Genomic DNA, 17,492 nt, shown 5'->3' with positions numbered 1-17,492 from the left:
GGAACGACCCCGCCCGTGTCAGTCACCGCTGCGGCAGCTGACGGCGTCCACGGTCGCACCCACGGGGCCTCCGACGAGGGGGACCAGTTGCTGAGATTGATCAGGCCCTTCTCGCCGGGCTTCGAGATGAGGCGGTACCCAGCCTTCTTGTTGATCTCGATCAACGCTCGGCCCGGTATGTGGTGGAAAGCGGCTGCGGTCGACTTCTTCCCGATCTCGACGCCGGTTCGTTTGACTGTCTCCGCGCCGCTGCTTCCGAGTCGAGAGACGAGGCCGGCGCTGCGGACTGCCTCGGACTCGAGGTCGTAGCCCGGGGCCGCAGTGCGGCTTGGTCCGGCCTTCGGCCGGGCTGTTCCTTCTGGTGGGGCCGCTTACTCCGCCCGGTCTCACGGGAAAGGGTGCCTCCGGCATCGGCTGGCGCCGACGGCCCTGCGGGCCGCCCTTGCCCGCGAGCCTCGCCGGGCGGAGTCGGGCGCGGGGGAAAGGGCGGGCGCTTCGCACCGCGCCCCGCAGCCAGCCCCACCGATCAACTTCACCCAGCTCCGGGCTGGCTGTCGACCCTTCCCAGGAGGCGGCCATGACCATCACCCACGACAGCGAGGAGACCACACAGGACGCACTGCGACAGGCCCTGGACCCGGTCCGAGCGTGGGTGTGGGACGGCCGCGAGCTGCTCCCGACGTGCCCGACCTGCGGGCACCGCCCGGACCTGCCGCCCCCGGCGCCGCTGCCGGAAGGCGAGCCAGTCATCGACGTCGTGGCGGACCGGGCGGCGTTGCGGGAGGCCGCGCGCATGGTGGCGCTGCTGGTGGACGTGATGGACCAGCGTCGCCCGCCGCGTCAGGTCCGGGACCTGGTCCACCCGCGGGTGCTGCGGTACGTGGCGGCGGTCCCGGCGGACGGGTCCGGTTCGCGGGGCGGGGCGCGACTGCTGAGCGTGCACCCGGTCCAGCCGCACGAGGGTGCAGTGGAGGTGGCCGCGATGATCCGGCTCCGCGGTCGCCGCCGGGCGCTGGCCGCGTCGTTCGAGGCGTCCGGGGCGGCGGGATGGATGTGCACGACGATCCGGGTCCTGTGACCCCTCGGGTCGGGCGGGAGAAGGTTCCCGCCCGGTCCGGGCGGGTGGTGTCGACCTGGCGGGCGGTGTCGTCCCCGCGCTCGCGGGAACGGCGTGGTGCGTGCCGTCCCCGCGACCGCGGCGGGTGGGGCTCAGGGCCGCCCCGGGCCGGGAACCGCGGGAGGACCGCCGTTCGGCGGGCTGATCCGGGCGGGTGCCGGAGCTTGGGTCACTTCGCCCCCGCCGGACAAGGCGTGGATGAACCCGGCGCTGAGGTGGTCCGGCGCGCGTTGCTCGCTGATCGTCATAGCGAGCAGGCGCTCGGGCACCGTGCCGGCGGGGGCGTCACTCACCTCGCCGAAACCAGGGCGCGACCGGCCGGGAGGTTGCCGAGGTCGGTGCGGCACACCCTGGTGTGCTGTTCAGGTGGGGTCGGTCTGCTCGGCGATCCAGGCAGTGGCGCGTTCGACGGCGGCGGCGCGTTCGGGCATGCCTGCGGTCATGGCCCCGGTGACGTAGTGGTCGGGGCCGTAGCGGGCGGCGACTTCGGTCATGCGCTCGTCGAAGGTCATGGCCTGCCCCTGCGGGCCGACGGTCATGTCGCACAGCCAGAGCAGGTCGCGGACGGGGCCGGGTTCGTCATCGAACTCGGCGAGCTCGTCGGCCAGGCCGATCTGGTCAGCCTCGGACCGGGCGGCGGAGTGGTGGGCTACCAGGGCGGCGACGCGGTCGTCGAAGCCGCGGTCGCGCAAGAACCGGGCGCCGTCGAGGGGATGGAAGCCGGTGGTGGCGAGTTCGGGGGAGTAGCCGATGTCGTGCAGCCAGGCGGCGTTGACCAGGGCGTGGAAGTCCTGGTCGTCGAAGCTGTGGGCGAGCTCGACCGCGTGGACCGCGACGGCCTTGGTGTGTTCCCAGCGCTGGGGCAGGGCGTCGGCGAGGTACTCGCGGGCGAGGTCGTGGGCCCAGGCGTACGGGGAGGACGGGAACGGGGAGTCGATCAGTGGGGCGGACATCGCGGTGGCGATGTCCTGCACGCCGCGTTGGAGCGCGTCGAGCTGGACGGTGCAGCGGCCGGTCTCCCGCTGGGTGCGGGGCAGCAGGGACAGGACGTGCCCGGCGGCGCGGACGGCGCTCAGGGCGGAGTCCAGCACGGACTCGGCGACCTCGGAAGTCAGCCTCGGCGAGGCGAGTCGTTCGGCGTGGAGCACGTCCAGAGCGCGGCGGGCGGTGTCGGTAGGGACCCCGGTGCGGGCGGCGAGCTCGTCGGCGTCGGGGACGGCGCCGGTGGCGCGGGCGCGGCGCAACACATCGGCCAGGTCGAACGAGCCGGCCCCGGTCCGGCCGGTCACGAACACCCCCTGGCCCTGCCGTCCGACGACGAGCCCGTCCCCGGCGAGCTCGGCGATCGCGGACTGCACGGTCATCCGGGCCACCCCGAAGTGCGCTGCCAGCACCGCGCCCGAGGGCAGCTTCGTACCGGGCGGAGCGCTGCGGATCGCGGTGTGCAGCCGCAACGCGATCTGGCGGTAGGGCGGGAGGCTCGAGTTCGGGTCGAGCCTGCCGAGGTCATCGAGCACAAAGCCGACGGTAGCCAGGAGGCGGGGCTTCCCGTGGCGGAATGTCGAAACCGGGTCCGGCTCCTTCGGGGAGCGTGATCGCCGCGGCCGGGCCAAGATCGCAGGGAAGCTGACACAGACGGAGGGGTCACGTGATGTCGCAGCCTGATGCACGACGGGCGACACGCCTGTCCCGGGTTCGCGGGCTGCTGCTCGGGCTCGCGCTCGGTGACGCCGTCGCCGCCGGTGACGATCGGGCGTCGGGTGCGCTGACCGCGACGGTCACCACACAGCTGGCCTGCTTCACCTCCGAGGCCGTGGTCCGGATGTGGGTCCGGGGCGATCACAAGGGGATCGGGCCGGCTCTGGGCATCCATCGGAACGCCTACCGCCGGTGGGCGAGGATCCAGGGTATCGGGCTGGGCGACAACGACATCGAACTGGACGGGTGGCTCCACGAGGTGCCGAGGCTGGCCCGGCGACGAGGGAACGCGCCCGCCGTCGTGACCGCCCTGCAGAGGGGCCGAGGGGTCGAGGCGGCGCCGGCACCCGCCACGAGCGGCGGGCACCACGCGCTGACACTGCTGCTGCCGGGAGCGGTCGCGCCGTGGTTGACCGGCCAGCACGTTCGGCAGCTCGTCGCGGCCACCCACGGTGCTCCGGAGGCATCCGCGGCGGCGGTACTCGGGGTGGCCCTCGCGCGGGCGGCGCTGGACTCCGAGAGCACGAGCGAGGTTCTCAAGCTGTGCCGGGACGAGCCGCTGCTCGGCGGCGTCGCCGGTGCCGAGCTCCCGCTCTCCCGGATCGCCGCGGGTCACGATGCCGTGTCGGCGCTGCGAGGTGGGGTCGCGCTGCTGGCGCGGTGTCCGGAGGGTTCACCCGACACCGTCCGGAGTGCTCTGCTGTCGGCACGGCGGGCGGGGGTGCCCGCCGCGGTCGGGCCGGTCGCCGGGGCACTTCTCGGGGCAGTCCACGGGGTCGGGTCCCTCCCGGTCGACATGCTCGACCGCCTCGACGTCGCGTGGGTCGTGGACACCCTCGCGCGCGACCTGGTCGCCCAGGACCTCGACAAGCCGGGCGGATCCGAGTTCGAACCCGCTCGCGATGCAGCGTGGTGGAGTCGGTACCCCGGCGGGTGATGGGGCGGTCAGGAGGCTGTCGTTCCACGCCCGCGGAGGACGGGTCGGGGCCTGCGATAGCGTCCTCGACGACCCGATGCAGTACAAAGCCCCGGTCGCGTGACCATCGAGGGTCAGAGGCTTCCGGGGCTATTCGTCAGCCAGGATACACGGACCTGGCGTGATGTGGCATCTCCCGGTCTCCGCGACGACGTGAAAGTGATGATGAGCGAGCCTGACACGTGGATCGAGGACTGGCTCTCGGCGCCCCGGTTCGCCGTCTACCTCGTCGATGCCGCCAGCGACCGAGGCCTCGCGCTCGCCCGCTACCAGTGGAACGCCGACGTCGCCGCCGCGTTCCATCATGACCTCGGGCATCTCGAGGTCGGCCTCCGCAACGCCTACGACCGCGCGCTCTCCTATCGAGACCGGTCCGAGGATCAGCACTGGGTGTACGACCCGAGCCGGCACTTCCCGGTGCAGCGCCGCCAAGGCCGAGGCGGCAGCACCTATGACGCGAACGCCACGACTCGCCGGAAGATCGCCGAGGCCATCTCCGCTGCTTCCGACGCCGCCGGGTCCCAGCATCCGGCGCCGGGGAAGGTGATCGCCGAGCTCAATCTCGGGTTCTGGCGGTATCTCACGGTGCGGCGGCTCGACCAGCTATGGCGTACTCACCTCTACCGGGCCTTCCCCCGCGGCACGAGACGCGGCGACATCGGGGACCTGGTCGATGGCCTACATAGCCTGCGTAACCGCGTCGCTCACCACGAGCCGCTCCTCCGGATCCGGCTGGCCGACCGCCATGCGGACATTCTCACGCTCGCTGGGCTCCTCTCCGTGCCGCTCCGCGATCACATCGCGAACCACACCGCGGTCTCCGAGCTGCTCGCCACACGTCCATAATGGATACAGCGGCGCCGCCGAGCAGTCCCCGAACGTCTCGTTGTCCGATGGGGGCGGAGTAGACGCCGAAACTACTCGTCACCAGCTGAGCCAGGGTCTGCGAGCCCTGCATGGTCCGGCAGAGGTACTTTCGCGATTAATAAGAACCCGGCTGACGATTCTACTTTTCGCACTAGCGTGTCGACCACGTAGCTGCGACGGTGTCCAACAGCTCGGTGCACCACCTCGTGAACGGCTCCCGGTCACCCCGTTTCGGGTGGATGCGATTACTCAGGATGACGACGGCGTAATCGCGCGTGGGTTCGACCCAGATGCGAGTTCCAGTGAATCCCGACATGCCGTAGCTCCCCGTTCCGTACCTGGTGCCGCCGATTCCGTGGGTGGGTGGCAGCCACCAACCGAGGCCGAACTGCTCCCCATCCCGGTTAGAGGAGTGCCGACGCACCGACTCCAGGTGCAGGGGTGCCGTGTCTTGTAGGAGCGCCAGGGCGGCGTCGACGACATCGTCGAGCGTCCCGAAGGCGCCGGCGTGGCCTGCGACTCCGTCGAGCGCGAAGGCGTTCTCGTCGTGCACCTCGCCGACGATCAGGCGTTGCCGCCACGGACAGACCTCGGTGGCGGCAGCGACACCCGTGATTGGGCCATAGGTCAGGCCGGCCGCCGCGGCCACGTCGGTGAGCGGCGTAAAAGACCGCTCCGCCACGTATTCGCCAAGCAGGATGAAGCCGATGTCGCTGTAGACGGCCGCGCCTCCCGGTGCCGTCGACAGCTCGGTGCGCATGACGTGCTCGACCAGCACCGTCCGGGGTCCCAGGTCCAGCTCGTGGAAGGGACGGTGCGCTGGCAGGCCGGCCGAGTGCGAGAGGAGCTGGGCAGGGGTGCTTACACCGAACGGTCGGTGCCGGGCCCGCCCCCACTGCGCCGCCAGGGGCACGTCGAGGTCGACGCGGCCTGTAGCGACGAGGCTGAGCAATGCGGGAAGGGTGACCAGCACCTTGGTGAGACTGGCGAGGTCCCACCACACCTCGGCATGGACTCGGGTTTCCCCGGTGGAGTCCGTGCTGCCCGCAAACCAAGACGAGCGGGCCCCGGCTCGATCCACGATGCCGACCGCGCAGCCCGTCATTTGGCTGTGGTCGACGAGCCGGGCGACGTGGTCCGCCAATCGGGCGTCGAGGGGGAAGGCCCCGGCAGCCGCGTCCATAGCTACGACGTCGGGCCCGGCACCGGGCTCGCTACTTTTGCTGATCATGCAGCGCCTGAGATCTCTGGTGGCTAGTTTCGAAGCTGCGCGGCGAGGAGGTTGCGGTATCCGCGAATCGCCGATCGGATCTCCTGTAAGTATTGAGACGGCCCGAACGGCTGCGCGAGTGCCGGTAATACGTCGCCGGGGATGACTCCCACGGTCTCGACGGCGACTCCGAACGGTAATGCAAGCATCCGCAGTGCTGCCGCTTGTTGGGCGGGCACGTAAATCGCCGTGGTGACCGCCAGGAGCGACTGTCCTTTCTCGAGGCGGGCCAGGTGGCTGGCAAACCAGGCGTAGGTATCGGCGGTGTTGGCGCGGCGCTCGGCGGGCACGCTCGACGGCGCCGCTGCGACGTTCACCCGAAGCCCGGACGGGTCCTCGTAAGTCCGGACCGACCAGGTGCCACCGGGCAGGTCCGAAGTCGCGCCCTCCTGCGCGATCGGATTACCGAGCCCGAAGGCATGGCGGGTTCCTGCGTCCAGAGCCTCATACTCCTCTTCGATGGCTGGAATGCCAGCGCGACGGGCGAGCTCTGGTTCGTCGCCGCCGAATGGGCGATGCCCGCCGAGGGCCGTGACCACGGGGGCCCAAACCGTGCCGGACCGGATCAGCTCGGCCGCGTAGGCGGGGCGCACGAGGCACGCGCGCACCAATCCGCCGAGTACGAAGATGTGGTCGTAACGCGCCCGCGACGGCGGCACAGGATGGACGAGCCCGAGCGCCCGGGCCGCTGCGAGGACCAGGTTCTCCTGGTCCGGGGTGAGATCTAGGGTCGCGGCCAGGTTGCGCTCGGCACCGCGTCGGGTGTCCCAACGATCCGAGAAGGCGTCGAGTCGCTCCAAACGGCGGGCGACCTCGTCGCCGAAGCGGTCATCGCCGAAGAGGACGTCACTTCCACCGAAAGCCGCGACGAGCCGGCGCAGCGGCTCGGAACCAGTCCACGCAGCGATGTCGCCGGTCAGATCCTGACCCGTCCCGACGGCGGGGACGGACGCGAAAACGGTCATGTCGGGAGGCTACTCAGGGTGGCGAGTCAACCCGCGAGACGCTCGACGCGCACCCGGTCGGGCGCGGACTGCTGCGGCCCGGCCGGAATCACTGCCTGCCCGGTCATGCCGTCGCGCAGCTCGATTTCGACTGCTACCACCTCCTGTCCCCAGGCGAGGGTGACGCGGTACCGACCCGCCGATGCCCCGCCCAACCGGACGTTCCAGCTGCCCGCTGCCCGCCCCGCCCTGACGACGACCCGGCCACCGGTCGCCGGATCGACCGCGGAGACCGATCGTGGGGCTTCCGTCGCAGGGTTGTCGCGATAGGAGACCTCGGCCGCCAAGAGCAGGAACAGCTCCAGGTCCAGGTCGTCAGGCACGGCCCGACGCTGGTGAAAGCGGCCCACCAGCTTGCGCGCCTCGGCGAGCTCCTCTTCGGTCACCGGCTCAGCCATCAGCTCGTCGGCCTCAAGATGCGCGTCGACGATCCCGAGCAACCGGTCCAGGTCGTCCTGTGAGTGGTCAGACATCGTGATCATTCTCCGGTCGTGCCCCCAAGTCGATCAGAACGTCGCGCAACCGGCGCAGCGCCGCGTTCTTCCGGCTCTTCACCGTGCCTTGCGGAACAGCGAGTTCCGTCGCCAGCTCCTTTTCCGACATCGCCCGGAAGTCGCCCTTCACCGGGTCAAGACACAGGCCAAGGATCCTCTGGTGATCGGGCGGTAACCTGGCTATCGCCGCTTCCAAGATTTTCGCCATCCCCTCTGACCACACCCGGGCGACTACGGCCTCCGCCATGTCTCTGGGCTGAGTGCGCGGGCGGAGGAGGAATTCCCGGACCGCGCGGTCCCGTTCCCGCTGACGGGACCGGAGAAGGTCGACTGCAATGCGCCGGGCTACGAAGTACACCCAAGCTGTCGGCTCGTACTCCGGCAATCGTGCGGGGCCGGCCCACAATTCCTCGAGCGTGTCCTGTGACACGTCCTCGATCATGTGTACGTCGCCCGCGAAGTAGCGTCGCGCGACACGTCCGACGACGACTGCGGCGTCCTCGATCTTCATTCCGACGTGCTGGGCGAAGAACTCTTCGTCGGATCCGCCTTCCCACACCTCGCTCGCCAACTCACGCCCTTTCCGAGCACGACGCCCGGCGAGATCCGGGCCCGCGGCAGATTACACAGCCGACTGCTCGCCGTCATCAGTCGAGAAAATCTTCGTCGGATCCCGAACCTGGCCGCGAGCGGTGCCGTCCCCCTGCGACGGCGCCACCCGGCAGCCGCCCGACGAAGGGATCCGCCCGTGAACTTCTCGCTCGCGCAGCACGAGGTCTACACCGACGCCTCGGTCGGCCACCACTACGGTCGCCCGGTCGGCGGGATCGCCTGGATCGACAGTGACGGACAGTACGAGGTCGGCACCCACGTCACTCGGGTGCCGCTGGTCGCCGAGCTCGCCGCGATCCATCTTGCCTTGCTCGCACACCCCGGCCGCCCGGTGACCGTGGTCAGCGACTGTCGACCGGCACTCAAGGCGCTCGACCATGCCGCCCGCACCGGGGTCATCGCCCTCCCGCCCAGCCCCGGGGGCAACCGCGAGGCGGCCCGGCTGGTGCACCGGATCGGCCTGGAGCGGCAGGGCCGCGCGGTGACCCTGCGGTGGGTCAAGGGCCACGCCGGGCATCCGCTCAACGAGGCCGCGGACCGGCTCGCGGTGCAGGCCCGCCGGTGCGTGCAGAACGGCGGTCGTCTCCGTGACATCGCTGTGCTCGCCGAGCGCATCGCAGCCGATGTGCGGATCCCGGCCCCCCGCCGGGCGTCCTGACCCAACATCTCGGCGGGGCCCGCACCAGCGGGCCCCGCTTCCCCCGACCCGAGGAGATCCCGTGTCCCGCATCCGCTCCACCAACCCCCTGACCGACGACGTCCGGACCGCCGATCGGATCCGCGTTCTGCAGCGCTACCGGCTCGCAATCCGCGTGGGCGACTGGTGGGCCGGCCGCCGCGACGGGCGCCGCGGCCTGCCCGAGCGCGAGGAGAACACCCAGTGGATGCGCCGGCTGGCGGCCCAGAACCGCGAAGGATGCCAGGCGGTCCGACGGGCCGTCGACCGGAACTCCGCGTCGGCGGTGGCCCGGCTTCAAGGCCTGATCGCGGAGCTGGCGAACGTCGAGGAGCACCTCGCGGAGCTCACCGAGCGACTCGACACACTCCCCGAGGAGCCCTCGGCCGAGGAGCTGGCGGTGCGCGGCCCGGCCGAGGCTCACGCGTCGGAGGCTGTGCTCGCTACCCGGGCCCGGCGCCGGCACGCCACCATCCTCGCGGCCGCCCGCTCGAACCGTGACGCCGTGCTCGCCCGCCGTCGGGCCCTGCTGGTGGATGTCGAGCTGGTCCGGGCCGAGCTCGACATGCTGCACGCGCTCGGCCGGACCCAGGCCTTCCGGGTGGTGGAACACCACCGCAGGCGACTGCACGTCTACCTGCGGGCACTGGTCCGCCAGCACGCCGAACGGTCCCGCGTCGTCGACCTCTACGACCGGCACCCGGTCGATCCGCCGGAGTGGGCGACCGCGACGTCGCCCTGGACCACTGAGCCCACCCCGCCCACGATCACCGGCTCTGGTCGATGGCTTGAACTGGCCTGACATCGAACCGCGACTGCCGCGGCGCCGTCCCTTCTGTACATCCCCGTTCATGACTCCAGCCCCGGAGGACCCGATGCCCTTCCGCCGCCACCGCCCCGATGATCGCCCCGAGCTCGTCGACCCCGACCGGCTGTCTCAGGCCACTGCGCCGTTCACCAAAGTGGACCGGCCGGACTCGCTGCGCATCGTGCGCCACCCGAAGCCGCTGACGCCCGTGAACGCGGCGGACTGGGAGCTCGAGATCGTGCAGTGGATCGACGAGTTGCACGCCGCAGGCGCGCTCGATGAGGGCACCTTCGCCGTCGCGGACAAGATGATCGACACTCGGCTGGCCGCCGAGCTCGCCCTGGTCGACGACGAGGTGCGTGAGGGCACCGCCATCGAACGGGGCCTGCTTCGGCCGAACGACGTGGCCAACGCCCACCTCGCGCGGAACGAGGTGGAGGACCTGCGCGAACGCCGCCGCCGGCTGCACGCCGAGGTCGAGGTGCACACCGCGCGCTTGCAGGGCCGTGAGCCGGCGATCGAGCCCGACGACCTCGCCTCGGTCGGCCCCGCGGCGGCTGAGCCGCGTCCCTTGCCTGCGCCCTCCGACCTGAACGACCTGCACCGCCCGCCCGTCCTGCCCGCCTGAGCACCTGGAGCAACGATGACCCGCCCCCTTCCCGACGACGAGCCGCCCGCGGCCGAGCCTCCCGCCCGCTCCGCCCTGGTTCCGCTGCCCACCCGACCCCGTCGTCAGTCCTTGCGTCGGCTGACCGAGCCGCGCGGCTGGGTCGCGCCGCACCTGGTCAACGCCGGCTGGCAGCGGGTGCTGTGGTCCGTCGTCGTCGAGGCGGTAGTGCTCGCCATGAGCCTCGGAGCCGACCTGGTCTTCATCAAAACCACGCTCGACCCGCTGATCGGCCAGGACGAGATCCTTTCGTGGCTCGTCGCCGTTGCGCTGGGCGTGCTCAGCGCGGTTCTGCCGCTGCACGCGGGCGCCCACGCGCGCACCTTCCGGGCCGTCGGGCACGGTTGGGTGCAGGCGCTCGGGCTGACCGTGACGTGGCTGCTACTCGGGGCCGGCCTGTTCTGGCTGCGCTGGGCGGCCGCGGACCTGAACCCCGGCGACCTGATAGCCGATCCCGATGCCATCGACAGAGCCACCTCGGCCCACCACGTCATGGCGGTCGTGCTCGCCACGCTGTACCTCGCCACCGGGGCGGCCGCTGCTGTCGGCGGGTACCGGCTGACGAATCCGGAGGCCAGCGCCCTGCGGATGGCCCGAGCGGCGCTGCGCCGCGTCGAGGCCGCACTCGGACCGGCCGAGGCGGCATACGCGCGACTGCTCGACGCGGTCGCGGCCCGGACGGCAGACATGACCGACGCTGACCCCGCAGCCGAGACGGCCAGGCAGCTCCGCCGGGCCGTGGCCGACCACATCCGCGCGGTGGCGCGGGTCCGGATCGCCCAGCATCTCGCCGATCCATCGGCGACCGGGGGCGCATTGCCCCAGCCCTGATCGCCGCGGGTTCACAGCGCCGGCGAACCACCGGCTCGCCGGTGCGGTTCTTCCTACACCTACCCCCTGCACACCGGAGACCCGATGGACCTGTCCCGACTCCGCATCGTCAGCACCCGCACCCGCACGGGCTGCCGCCAATGCGACTCGCTCCTGGTCGCCTGCCCGCGCGGCGCCGCCTGCTCCGGTTCGTCGATCCCGGGGGCGGCACTGTGTCTCGACTGCTCATGGGGGTTGCGCTGCCCCCGCCACGGCCGCCGCTGGACCACCGCATGAACCCAACCGGAGGACCCATGTCCCGTCTCGTCCCCGTGGCACTCGCCGCGACCGCGCTCACCGCCGCCCTCGCCGCCTGCGGCGGGCCCGCCGTCCCGACCGGTGTGGACTGCGCGCCCGCGGAGGGCGCCCTCGTCCTAGTGGTGGGGGCACACGCGAACGCGCCGCTGCCGGACATCCCGGCGAGCCTGGGCTGCCTGATCCGGTCGTCGATCGCGGCGCACCGGCCGATCGGGGTGGTCGGCGTCGACGGCACCCCTGAGGTCGATCCGCGGCTGGCCGGCAAAGTGTTCTCCCTGCGCACCGGCAACTCGGCCGCGCTCACCCAGGACATCAACGCCGCCGCCGGGTCGGTGGTGAGTGCAGTCCGCGGACTCCACCCGGACAGTGACGGCGCGGACGTAGTGAGTGCACTGGGCATCGCCCACGATCTCGCCGTCTCCGCAGGGGGCGGTCACGCGACCGTGGTGGTGCTCGACCCGATGCTCCCGGACAGCGGGCCGCTCAAGCTGACCGAGCCGGGCTGGGCCGGGGCCGACCCCACCGAGGTCGCCGACCACCTCGAGCGCTCCGGCCAGCTGCCGCGGGCCGACGGGCTGAGCTATGAACTCGTCGGCGTCGGATACACCGCGGCGCCGCAGCAGCCGCTGCCTGCAGCGATGCGGGACAACGTCTCCGCGATCTGGACCGAGGTGCTGCGGCGCGGCGGGGCGATCGTGACCGTTGATCCCGCGCCGCGTCAGGGCGACGGCCCGATCACCCCGTTTACCACCCGCACCGTGCCGCTGGCCGAGATCGCGCAGCCGTCGCTGTGCGCCGGCCGACGGCTGGTGTTCGACAACGCCTCCGCGCTCGGCTTCGTCGCCGACTCTGCCGAGCTGCGCGACCCGACCGGCGCGGCCGCGGCGCTCGCCGGGGTGGCGGACTGGCTGCGCGGCGACGCCGGGCGGCGGGCCGACCTCGTGGGCACCACCGCCCGAGTCGGCGACTCCGCGGGCCAAGTGGCTTTGAGCCGCCGACGGGCCGAGGCGGTAGCGCAGGCGCTCGTCGGGCTCGGGGTGGCCGCCGGGCGGTTGCATGTCGAAGGCGTCGGCAGCGACTTCGACGGCTACGTGCCCGACGCCGGCGACCCGGCCGCGCGCCAGCTCAACCGCACGGTCCGCCTCACCCTGTCCGGCCCGTCAACCTCCTGCTGAACCGAACCGAGGAGTCCTCGTGACCACCCTGCTCTCGGCCCTCCTGCCGCTCCTGTTCCTCGGCGGCCTGCTCGCGGTCCTGCTGCGCGGCCGCCCCCTGCGCTTCCGACCGGGCGCCGCGATGATGCGGTTCCGGTCGCCGGCCGGACCGTTGGTGGCGACCTGGCTCGCCCTCGTCGCCGCCACCTGGGGCCTGCTCGACGCCGCAGCCAATGGCTGGCTCCCACTGCCGCCGGCCGTCCTGGTGACCCTGATGGTGGCGGCGGTGGTCGGGCTGGTCGTGGCCGAGCGGGTGACGCTGTTCGTGCTGGCCCTGGCCGGGCTCGCGGCCCAGCTCGGCGGGATCGCCGAGGACCACGGGCTACCGGCAGCGATCATTGTGATCGCGGGCGCCGGCCTCGTGACCTGGTTGTTCGGTGCGGCACGCGGTCTGCTCGGCGGTGCGCGATGACCGAGCTCGCCAGCGGGCCTGCGCCCCGGCTCCTCGCGGTTGACTGCCGCCGCGCGCTCGCCGTAAGCAGCGCGGGGGAGCCGGACCTGCCGCTCTTCCGGGCCGCCGCGTCTGCGGCCGGGGTCCTGCTGGAGCTGCCCGTGCCGGTTCGGTGGACCTGGACGATCCAGGCCGGCGGAGGCGAGCCGGTGTCGGCTCGGTTCGAGGTCGCCGGAATCGACTCGGCGTCGACCGAGCTGGCCGTGGAGGCCGCCACTGCTGCCTTGGGCGCGACACTGCCCTGGGTGAGCTGGGCCGACGCGCCCGCCCAGGAGCTGTCAACCCTGCCGGTCGCGGCGGACGTCGTCGCCGGGACCGCGTCTACCGAGCCGGCCGACAAGGCTGAGGCGATCTGGGGTCCCGACTTGCTGCTTCCGTTTTGGCGCGGGGTGCGGAACGGCCCAGTCCCGGTGCGGGTGACGCTGTCCCAGCGCGGCCTCGGGATCGGCGTGCTCGCCGTGTCCTCCACCGGTCCAGCCGCGTTTGTCTACGCGAACGCGCTCGCCGCCGCCCTTAGCCGCGGGCCGGGCGAGCTGGTGGCCGTCCCGCACCGAGGGGACGGCGAGCCGCTCGCGCTGACGGCGGTTCGGGCCGGCCGTTGCCTCGCGGCTGTCGGGCTACTCCCAGGGGCGTGGCCGAGTCGCGAAGCGGTCCCGCCGGCATCGATTGTGGCGCGGCTTGCGGCTCGCACGCCGCCGCACACCGTGCTGTTCGGCGGCAGCGGTCTGGGCAAGACGACGCTGCTGGAGGCGCTCGTCGAGGACCGGCTCGCCGCAGGTCGGACGACGGTCGTCATCGACCCTCACGGAGACCTCGCGGCCCGAGCCGCGGTGTCGGCGCAGGCCCTGGATCAGCCGGCGAGCTGCGTGGACTTCGGTGACATTGAGCAGCCGCCGCGCTGGAACCTCACCCGGCCGCCCATGGACGCCGATCCTCGGGAGTGGGCGACCGAGCTGCTCGACTCCATCCAAGCTTGCTGGGCCGACGCCGACCGACAATGGTTCGGCCCGGTATTCCGGCGCAGCATGCACAGCCTGCTGCTCCCGCTGATCCTCGACCCCCGTGGGCCGTGGCCGCTGACCCGGCTGCCTGACATTGCAGCCCCACGCTCGCCCCGGTCCTCGGAAGGCCCGGATTGGCGGACTGAGGTGCTCGCCCGGATCGGCGATCCCGCCGTGACCAGAGATCTCTGGGAAGCGGTCCGGATGATGGACGCCGACCGGGAGAGCCACGCGCGAACCTGGCTGCTCAGCAAGCTGGAGCCGCTGCTGCGGCACCCGGGGATGCGGCGGGTCGTCGAGACCCGGGACGGGACCGTCGACGTCGACGGGATCCGCAGCGGCCGGTCGCTGTTCGTCGCGGCGCCGGCTAGCGCGCTGGGCGACGAGGGCGCGACCGTGGTGAGCCTGCTCGTGCTGCGGCGGATCTGGGGCCTCGTGCGGCGCGAGGGGCCACCGTCGGGGGGCCTCGACGTCGTTCTCGACGAGGCGCACCGGATGCCGGCGGGGCTGTGCAGTGAGCTGCTGGCCGAGGGCCGCAAGTACGGGGTCCAACTACGGTTGGCAAGCCAGTCACCGAGCCTGCTGGCGCCGGAGCTGCGAGCGGCGCTGCTCACGAACGCGGGCACAGTCGCGACCCTAAGGCTGGGGACGCAGGACGCGGTGCACGTCGCTAGCCGCCTTGCCGCCCTGTCCCGGGACGAGCTGAGCACTTTGCCGCCGCACCAGGTCGCCGTTGCCGTCGACGGCGAGGTCGTCATCGGCGCGGGTCCGCCCGGCCGGGGGCCCGACGATGGCACACAGTTGCGGACCGCACACCGTAAGTCACTCGGCTGATACCGTCCAGCCACGCCCAGACGCCTGTTGGCGACGGAGTGTTGCCGGGCCCCGGCGCCCTCGGGTCTTCTTGCGGAAGACGATCAGGGCGACGCCCTCGGGCGCACGGCATGGGGGGCTCCGGCGATGGCGGACGAGCAGTGGCCGATCTGGACCGCGCCGGCACAGCCGGACCTGCACCGGGACGGGTACGGCGGGATCGCCAGGTTCGTGGTCCCCGCGGTGCTGGAGGAGCGGCTTCCGCATGCTTTCCCACTGGGCCTGCGGGCTCGCTCGGTCGGCCCTGACGGGTACGAGACCGACCGCCGCGTGGCGTCTGGTCTATGGGCCGCTTACGCCGCTCACGGGATCAGCTACACCGCGCCCGCCTGGCACCCTGCCGAGGGACAGCGGGTCCGCGATCCCGAGTGGCTGTGGCGGAACTCGGGCTCGGGCACTTGCCTGGACCTGGCGCTGCTGCTGGCGGCGGCGCTGCTCAACGAGGACCTGGACACCTCACTGGTGCTTCTCCGCGGCCGGGCGTCGGCCCACGCCGCGCTCCTCGTCCAGCTGGGCAGCGCACCCGGCGCCGCCGACCTGCCGATGGGTGTCGCGTTGACCTCGGAGGCCGGTGTCGGCCGAGTGCTGGACCGGGAGCTGTTCGTCGACGAGCAGGACGTGCTCTTCCTGGATCCGACGACCGCGGCCGCCGGATCGTCGGACCCCTCGATGGAGCGCTCGTCGGCTGCGCTGACAGAGCTCATCCTCAGTGACCGGTACGACGATGTGCACGTCGTCGACGTCGCCGTGCGGCAACGGCTCGGGGACATGCCCTTGCCCCCGCCCGCCCGGCGGGGCGCGCTGCGTAACCGGCTCGCGGTCCCACTACTGCCCGGTGCCTGGACCTTCCCCTCCCGTGCCCGCGTGCGCGGCACGCTTGCCACGCACGGGCGCGGGACGATCGTGCTGCACGGGCCGGAGGGCACCGGCAAGAGCACGTTGGCGCGCCAGTTCGCGGTCGCCGCCGACCACGGCTTCGGCTGGCTCCTTGCGGGTGAGAGCCGTCGTACCTATCAGGCGTCCCTCGCCAGAGCCGAGCTCGCCGAGCGTGGGCAGGAGATGACCGACCTCGATCCCGGAATCGAGGCGGAGCTGGCGGACGCCGCCCTCGACCGGCTTGCCGGCACGACCGGTGACTGGGTGGTGGTGCTCGACAACGCCAACGAGGGCCCCGAGCCGCTGCGGCGGCTACCGGAACCGCGCGACAACCAGATTCTCGTCGTCACCACGACCGGTGACCCCGGTCTCTGGCCGGGAGGCACCGCGGTGCCGTTGGCCCCGCTCGACGCCGAGGATCTCGATGACGTCAACGACGCGCTCGGCCGCGTGACTGCCGGAAGTCCTCTGTTGCTCGGCGCGTTCACCGCCCTCGCCGCGCTCGACGACCGGGCGCTCGAACTGCTGCCCGTCTCGTCCGTGCCTGACGTCGAGGCGGGGGCGCGCGTCTACTGGGAGCGGCTGAGGGCACTGCATCCGTCCTGGTGTGAAATGGCCGAACGATTGGCCTTCCTGCCTCCGGACTCCATCACGCAAGCTGTGGCGGACCGGCTGCAACCCGGCGTGGCGGCACAGCTTCGCGCCGCGGGGCTGCTTACCGCGTCGACGGACGACACCTTCGCCCTTCACCGGGTGTTCGGCCGCGTCATCCGCAGCAGATCACAGGCGCCGGCCCTGGCTGCGTCGGACGTGCTGGAGAGCCCGCTGGCATTCGAGGCGCTGGTCGGGCTCGGCGACACCCACCTCACCGCCCAACTCGTCAACGCCCTGCGAGGTCATGGCGACAGCCTGGCTCTGGCCCGGCTCGGCGCCCTTCAGGAGTTTCACGACGGCCTGCTGGACTCGCTGGCCACCTACCAAGAGGCAGAGAAGCTGCTGACCCACATCGCGCCCGAACCAGGCTCGGAGCTCGCGGGGGCACTCGCTGACTGCCTGCACGCCCGGGCCCGCGAGGTCAACCAACGCAGCAGCCGGCCACGCCCCGAGGAGTTCCGGGAGGCGGAGGCGGCCCTCGCGCGAGCCGTGATGCTGCGGGGCCGCGGACCCTCGGTGGAGAAGGAGAAGCACCGAGCGATCGGGGCATTGCTTCGTCAGCGCCAGGCCAGTGGGTTGGCCGAGGGCAGTCCGGAGCAGATCGCCGAGTACCGCGAGATCGCCGCGGAGCTTGACGGCTCGTGGGAACGACGGCGCTCGATGCTGCCCGAGGGGCACCCCCTCGTGGATCGCGCGCTGTTCAACCGGGCCGGTGTCCGAATCAAGCTGGCTCAGCTCGAACCGCAACGCGCTCCCGAGCACCTTGGCATCGCCGAGGCCGTCTACCGGCAGACGCTGGCCTTTCGGCAGCGTTTCTACGCGACAGGTAGCCCTTTGACGGCGGCCTCCCAGGCGGGCATCGCCACGTGGGCGTACTACGCGCTGCTGTACGCCACCACCGATGACCCCCAAGCGACATACCTGGAAGGGCTGGACCAGGCCGTGGCCTCCCTGCGGATTCGGATGGCTCGCCCCGTTCCCGGCGACATCGCGAAGTCGGCGCGGACCCTGACGAAGCTGGGCCTGCTGCAGGTTCAGGGCTCGAAGGGCGACGCCGCGGCCATCGCCCGGGAGGGACTGAAGGAGCTGGGGCTGCCGGACTGAAG

At 72.0% G+C, this 17,492-nt stretch carries 16 protein-coding genes; 11 read left to right on the top strand and 5 right to left on the bottom strand.

Going from position 1 to position 17,492, the window contains the following annotated elements; all coding sequences use genetic code 11:
- Positions 1-577: 577 nt before the first annotated feature.
- Positions 578-1,078, top strand: coding sequence for an Rv3235 family protein (locus ABD993_RS00330; RefSeq protein WP_345411473.1), 501 nt, complete (start codon positions 578-580; stop codon positions 1,076-1,078).
- A 401-nt stretch (positions 1,079-1,479) separates the two neighbouring features.
- Here ABD993_RS00330 and ABD993_RS00325 read toward each other — a convergent pair whose 3' ends face one another.
- The gene (locus ABD993_RS00325) at positions 1,480-2,634 is read right to left on the bottom strand and encodes a GntR family transcriptional regulator (RefSeq protein WP_345411471.1); all 1,155 of its coding nucleotides are present in this window, start codon (positions 2,632-2,634) and stop codon (positions 1,480-1,482) included.
- 134 nt (positions 2,635-2,768) lie between these two features.
- On the opposite strand from ABD993_RS00325, the gene ABD993_RS00320 reads away from it, so the two are divergent.
- Both ABD993_RS00320 and ABD993_RS00315 read left to right on the top strand, forming a co-directional pair.
- Positions 2,769-3,752, top strand: a complete 984-nt coding sequence (locus ABD993_RS00320; RefSeq protein ID WP_345411469.1) for a hypothetical protein — start codon at positions 2,769-2,771, stop codon at positions 3,750-3,752.
- A 99-nt stretch (positions 3,753-3,851) separates the two neighbouring features.
- A complete protein-coding gene (locus tag ABD993_RS00315; protein ID WP_345411467.1) occupies positions 3,852-4,637 on the top strand; it encodes a hypothetical protein in 786 nt (261 codons plus the stop codon).
- Between the two features lie 172 nt (positions 4,638-4,809).
- On the opposite strand, the gene ABD993_RS00310 is transcribed toward ABD993_RS00315, so the two are convergent.
- From ABD993_RS00310 to ABD993_RS00295, 4 genes are all read right to left on the bottom strand, one after another.
- Positions 4,810-5,841 (bottom strand): serine hydrolase domain-containing protein, encoded by a 1,032-nt coding sequence (locus ABD993_RS00310; RefSeq protein WP_345411465.1) that lies wholly within the window; start codon positions 5,839-5,841, stop codon positions 4,810-4,812.
- A 71-nt stretch (positions 5,842-5,912) separates the two neighbouring features.
- The gene (locus tag ABD993_RS00305) at positions 5,913-6,893 is read right to left on the bottom strand and encodes a hypothetical protein (protein ID WP_345411463.1); all 981 of its coding nucleotides are present in this window, start codon (positions 6,891-6,893) and stop codon (positions 5,913-5,915) included.
- A 26-nt stretch (positions 6,894-6,919) separates the two neighbouring features.
- Complete coding sequence (locus ABD993_RS00300; RefSeq protein ID WP_345411461.1) at positions 6,920-7,405, bottom strand: hypothetical protein; 486 nt, start codon at positions 7,403-7,405, stop codon at positions 6,920-6,922.
- On the bottom strand, positions 7,398-7,997 hold the full coding sequence (locus tag ABD993_RS00295; protein ID WP_345411459.1) for an RNA polymerase sigma factor: 600 nt from the start codon (positions 7,995-7,997) through the stop codon (positions 7,398-7,400). The genes ABD993_RS00300 and ABD993_RS00295 overlap by 8 nt, the downstream gene beginning before the upstream one ends.
- 177 nt (positions 7,998-8,174) lie before the next feature.
- Here ABD993_RS00295 and ABD993_RS00290 point away from each other — a divergent pair, with 177 nt between their 5' ends.
- From ABD993_RS00290 to ABD993_RS00255, 8 genes are all read left to right on the top strand, one after another.
- Complete coding sequence (locus ABD993_RS00290) at positions 8,175-8,696, top strand: RNase H family protein (RefSeq protein WP_345411457.1); 522 nt, start codon at positions 8,175-8,177, stop codon at positions 8,694-8,696.
- A 61-nt stretch (positions 8,697-8,757) separates the two neighbouring features.
- The gene (locus ABD993_RS00285; protein ID WP_345411454.1) at positions 8,758-9,516 is read left to right on the top strand and encodes a hypothetical protein; all 759 of its coding nucleotides are present in this window, start codon (positions 8,758-8,760) and stop codon (positions 9,514-9,516) included.
- Positions 9,503-10,150 (top strand): hypothetical protein, encoded by a 648-nt coding sequence (locus tag ABD993_RS00280; RefSeq protein WP_345411452.1) that lies wholly within the window; start codon positions 9,503-9,505, stop codon positions 10,148-10,150. The genes ABD993_RS00285 and ABD993_RS00280 overlap by 14 nt, the downstream gene beginning before the upstream one ends.
- Positions 10,151-10,165: 15 nt before the next feature.
- Positions 10,166-11,020, top strand: coding sequence for a hypothetical protein (locus tag ABD993_RS00275; protein ID WP_345411450.1), 855 nt, complete (start codon positions 10,166-10,168; stop codon positions 11,018-11,020).
- A 293-nt stretch (positions 11,021-11,313) separates the two neighbouring features.
- On the top strand, positions 11,314-12,492 hold the full coding sequence (locus tag ABD993_RS00270; RefSeq protein WP_345411448.1) for an OmpA family protein: 1,179 nt from the start codon (positions 11,314-11,316) through the stop codon (positions 12,490-12,492).
- A 19-nt stretch (positions 12,493-12,511) separates the two neighbouring features.
- Positions 12,512-12,943: a hypothetical protein gene (locus ABD993_RS00265; RefSeq protein WP_345411446.1), complete on the top strand. Its 432-nt coding sequence runs from the start codon at positions 12,512-12,514 to the stop codon at positions 12,941-12,943.
- Positions 12,944-13,227: 284 nt separating this feature from the next.
- Entirely contained in the window at positions 13,228-14,817 is a 1,590-nt protein-coding gene (locus ABD993_RS00260) for a type IV secretion system DNA-binding domain-containing protein (protein WP_345411444.1), read from the top strand.
- A gap of 222 nt (positions 14,818-15,039) precedes the next feature.
- Positions 15,040-17,490, top strand: a complete 2,451-nt coding sequence (locus ABD993_RS00255; protein ID WP_345411442.1) for a hypothetical protein — start codon at positions 15,040-15,042, stop codon at positions 17,488-17,490.
- Positions 17,491-17,492: the final 2 nt, after the last annotated feature.

It is taken from the genome of Pseudonocardia xishanensis (assembly GCF_039541715.1).
In the GTDB taxonomy this organism is placed as follows: domain Bacteria; phylum Actinomycetota; class Actinomycetes; order Mycobacteriales; family Pseudonocardiaceae; genus Pseudonocardia; species Pseudonocardia xishanensis.
Note: the sequence above shows the minus strand (reverse complement) of the source record. Positions and strands in the feature narration are given on the sequence as shown.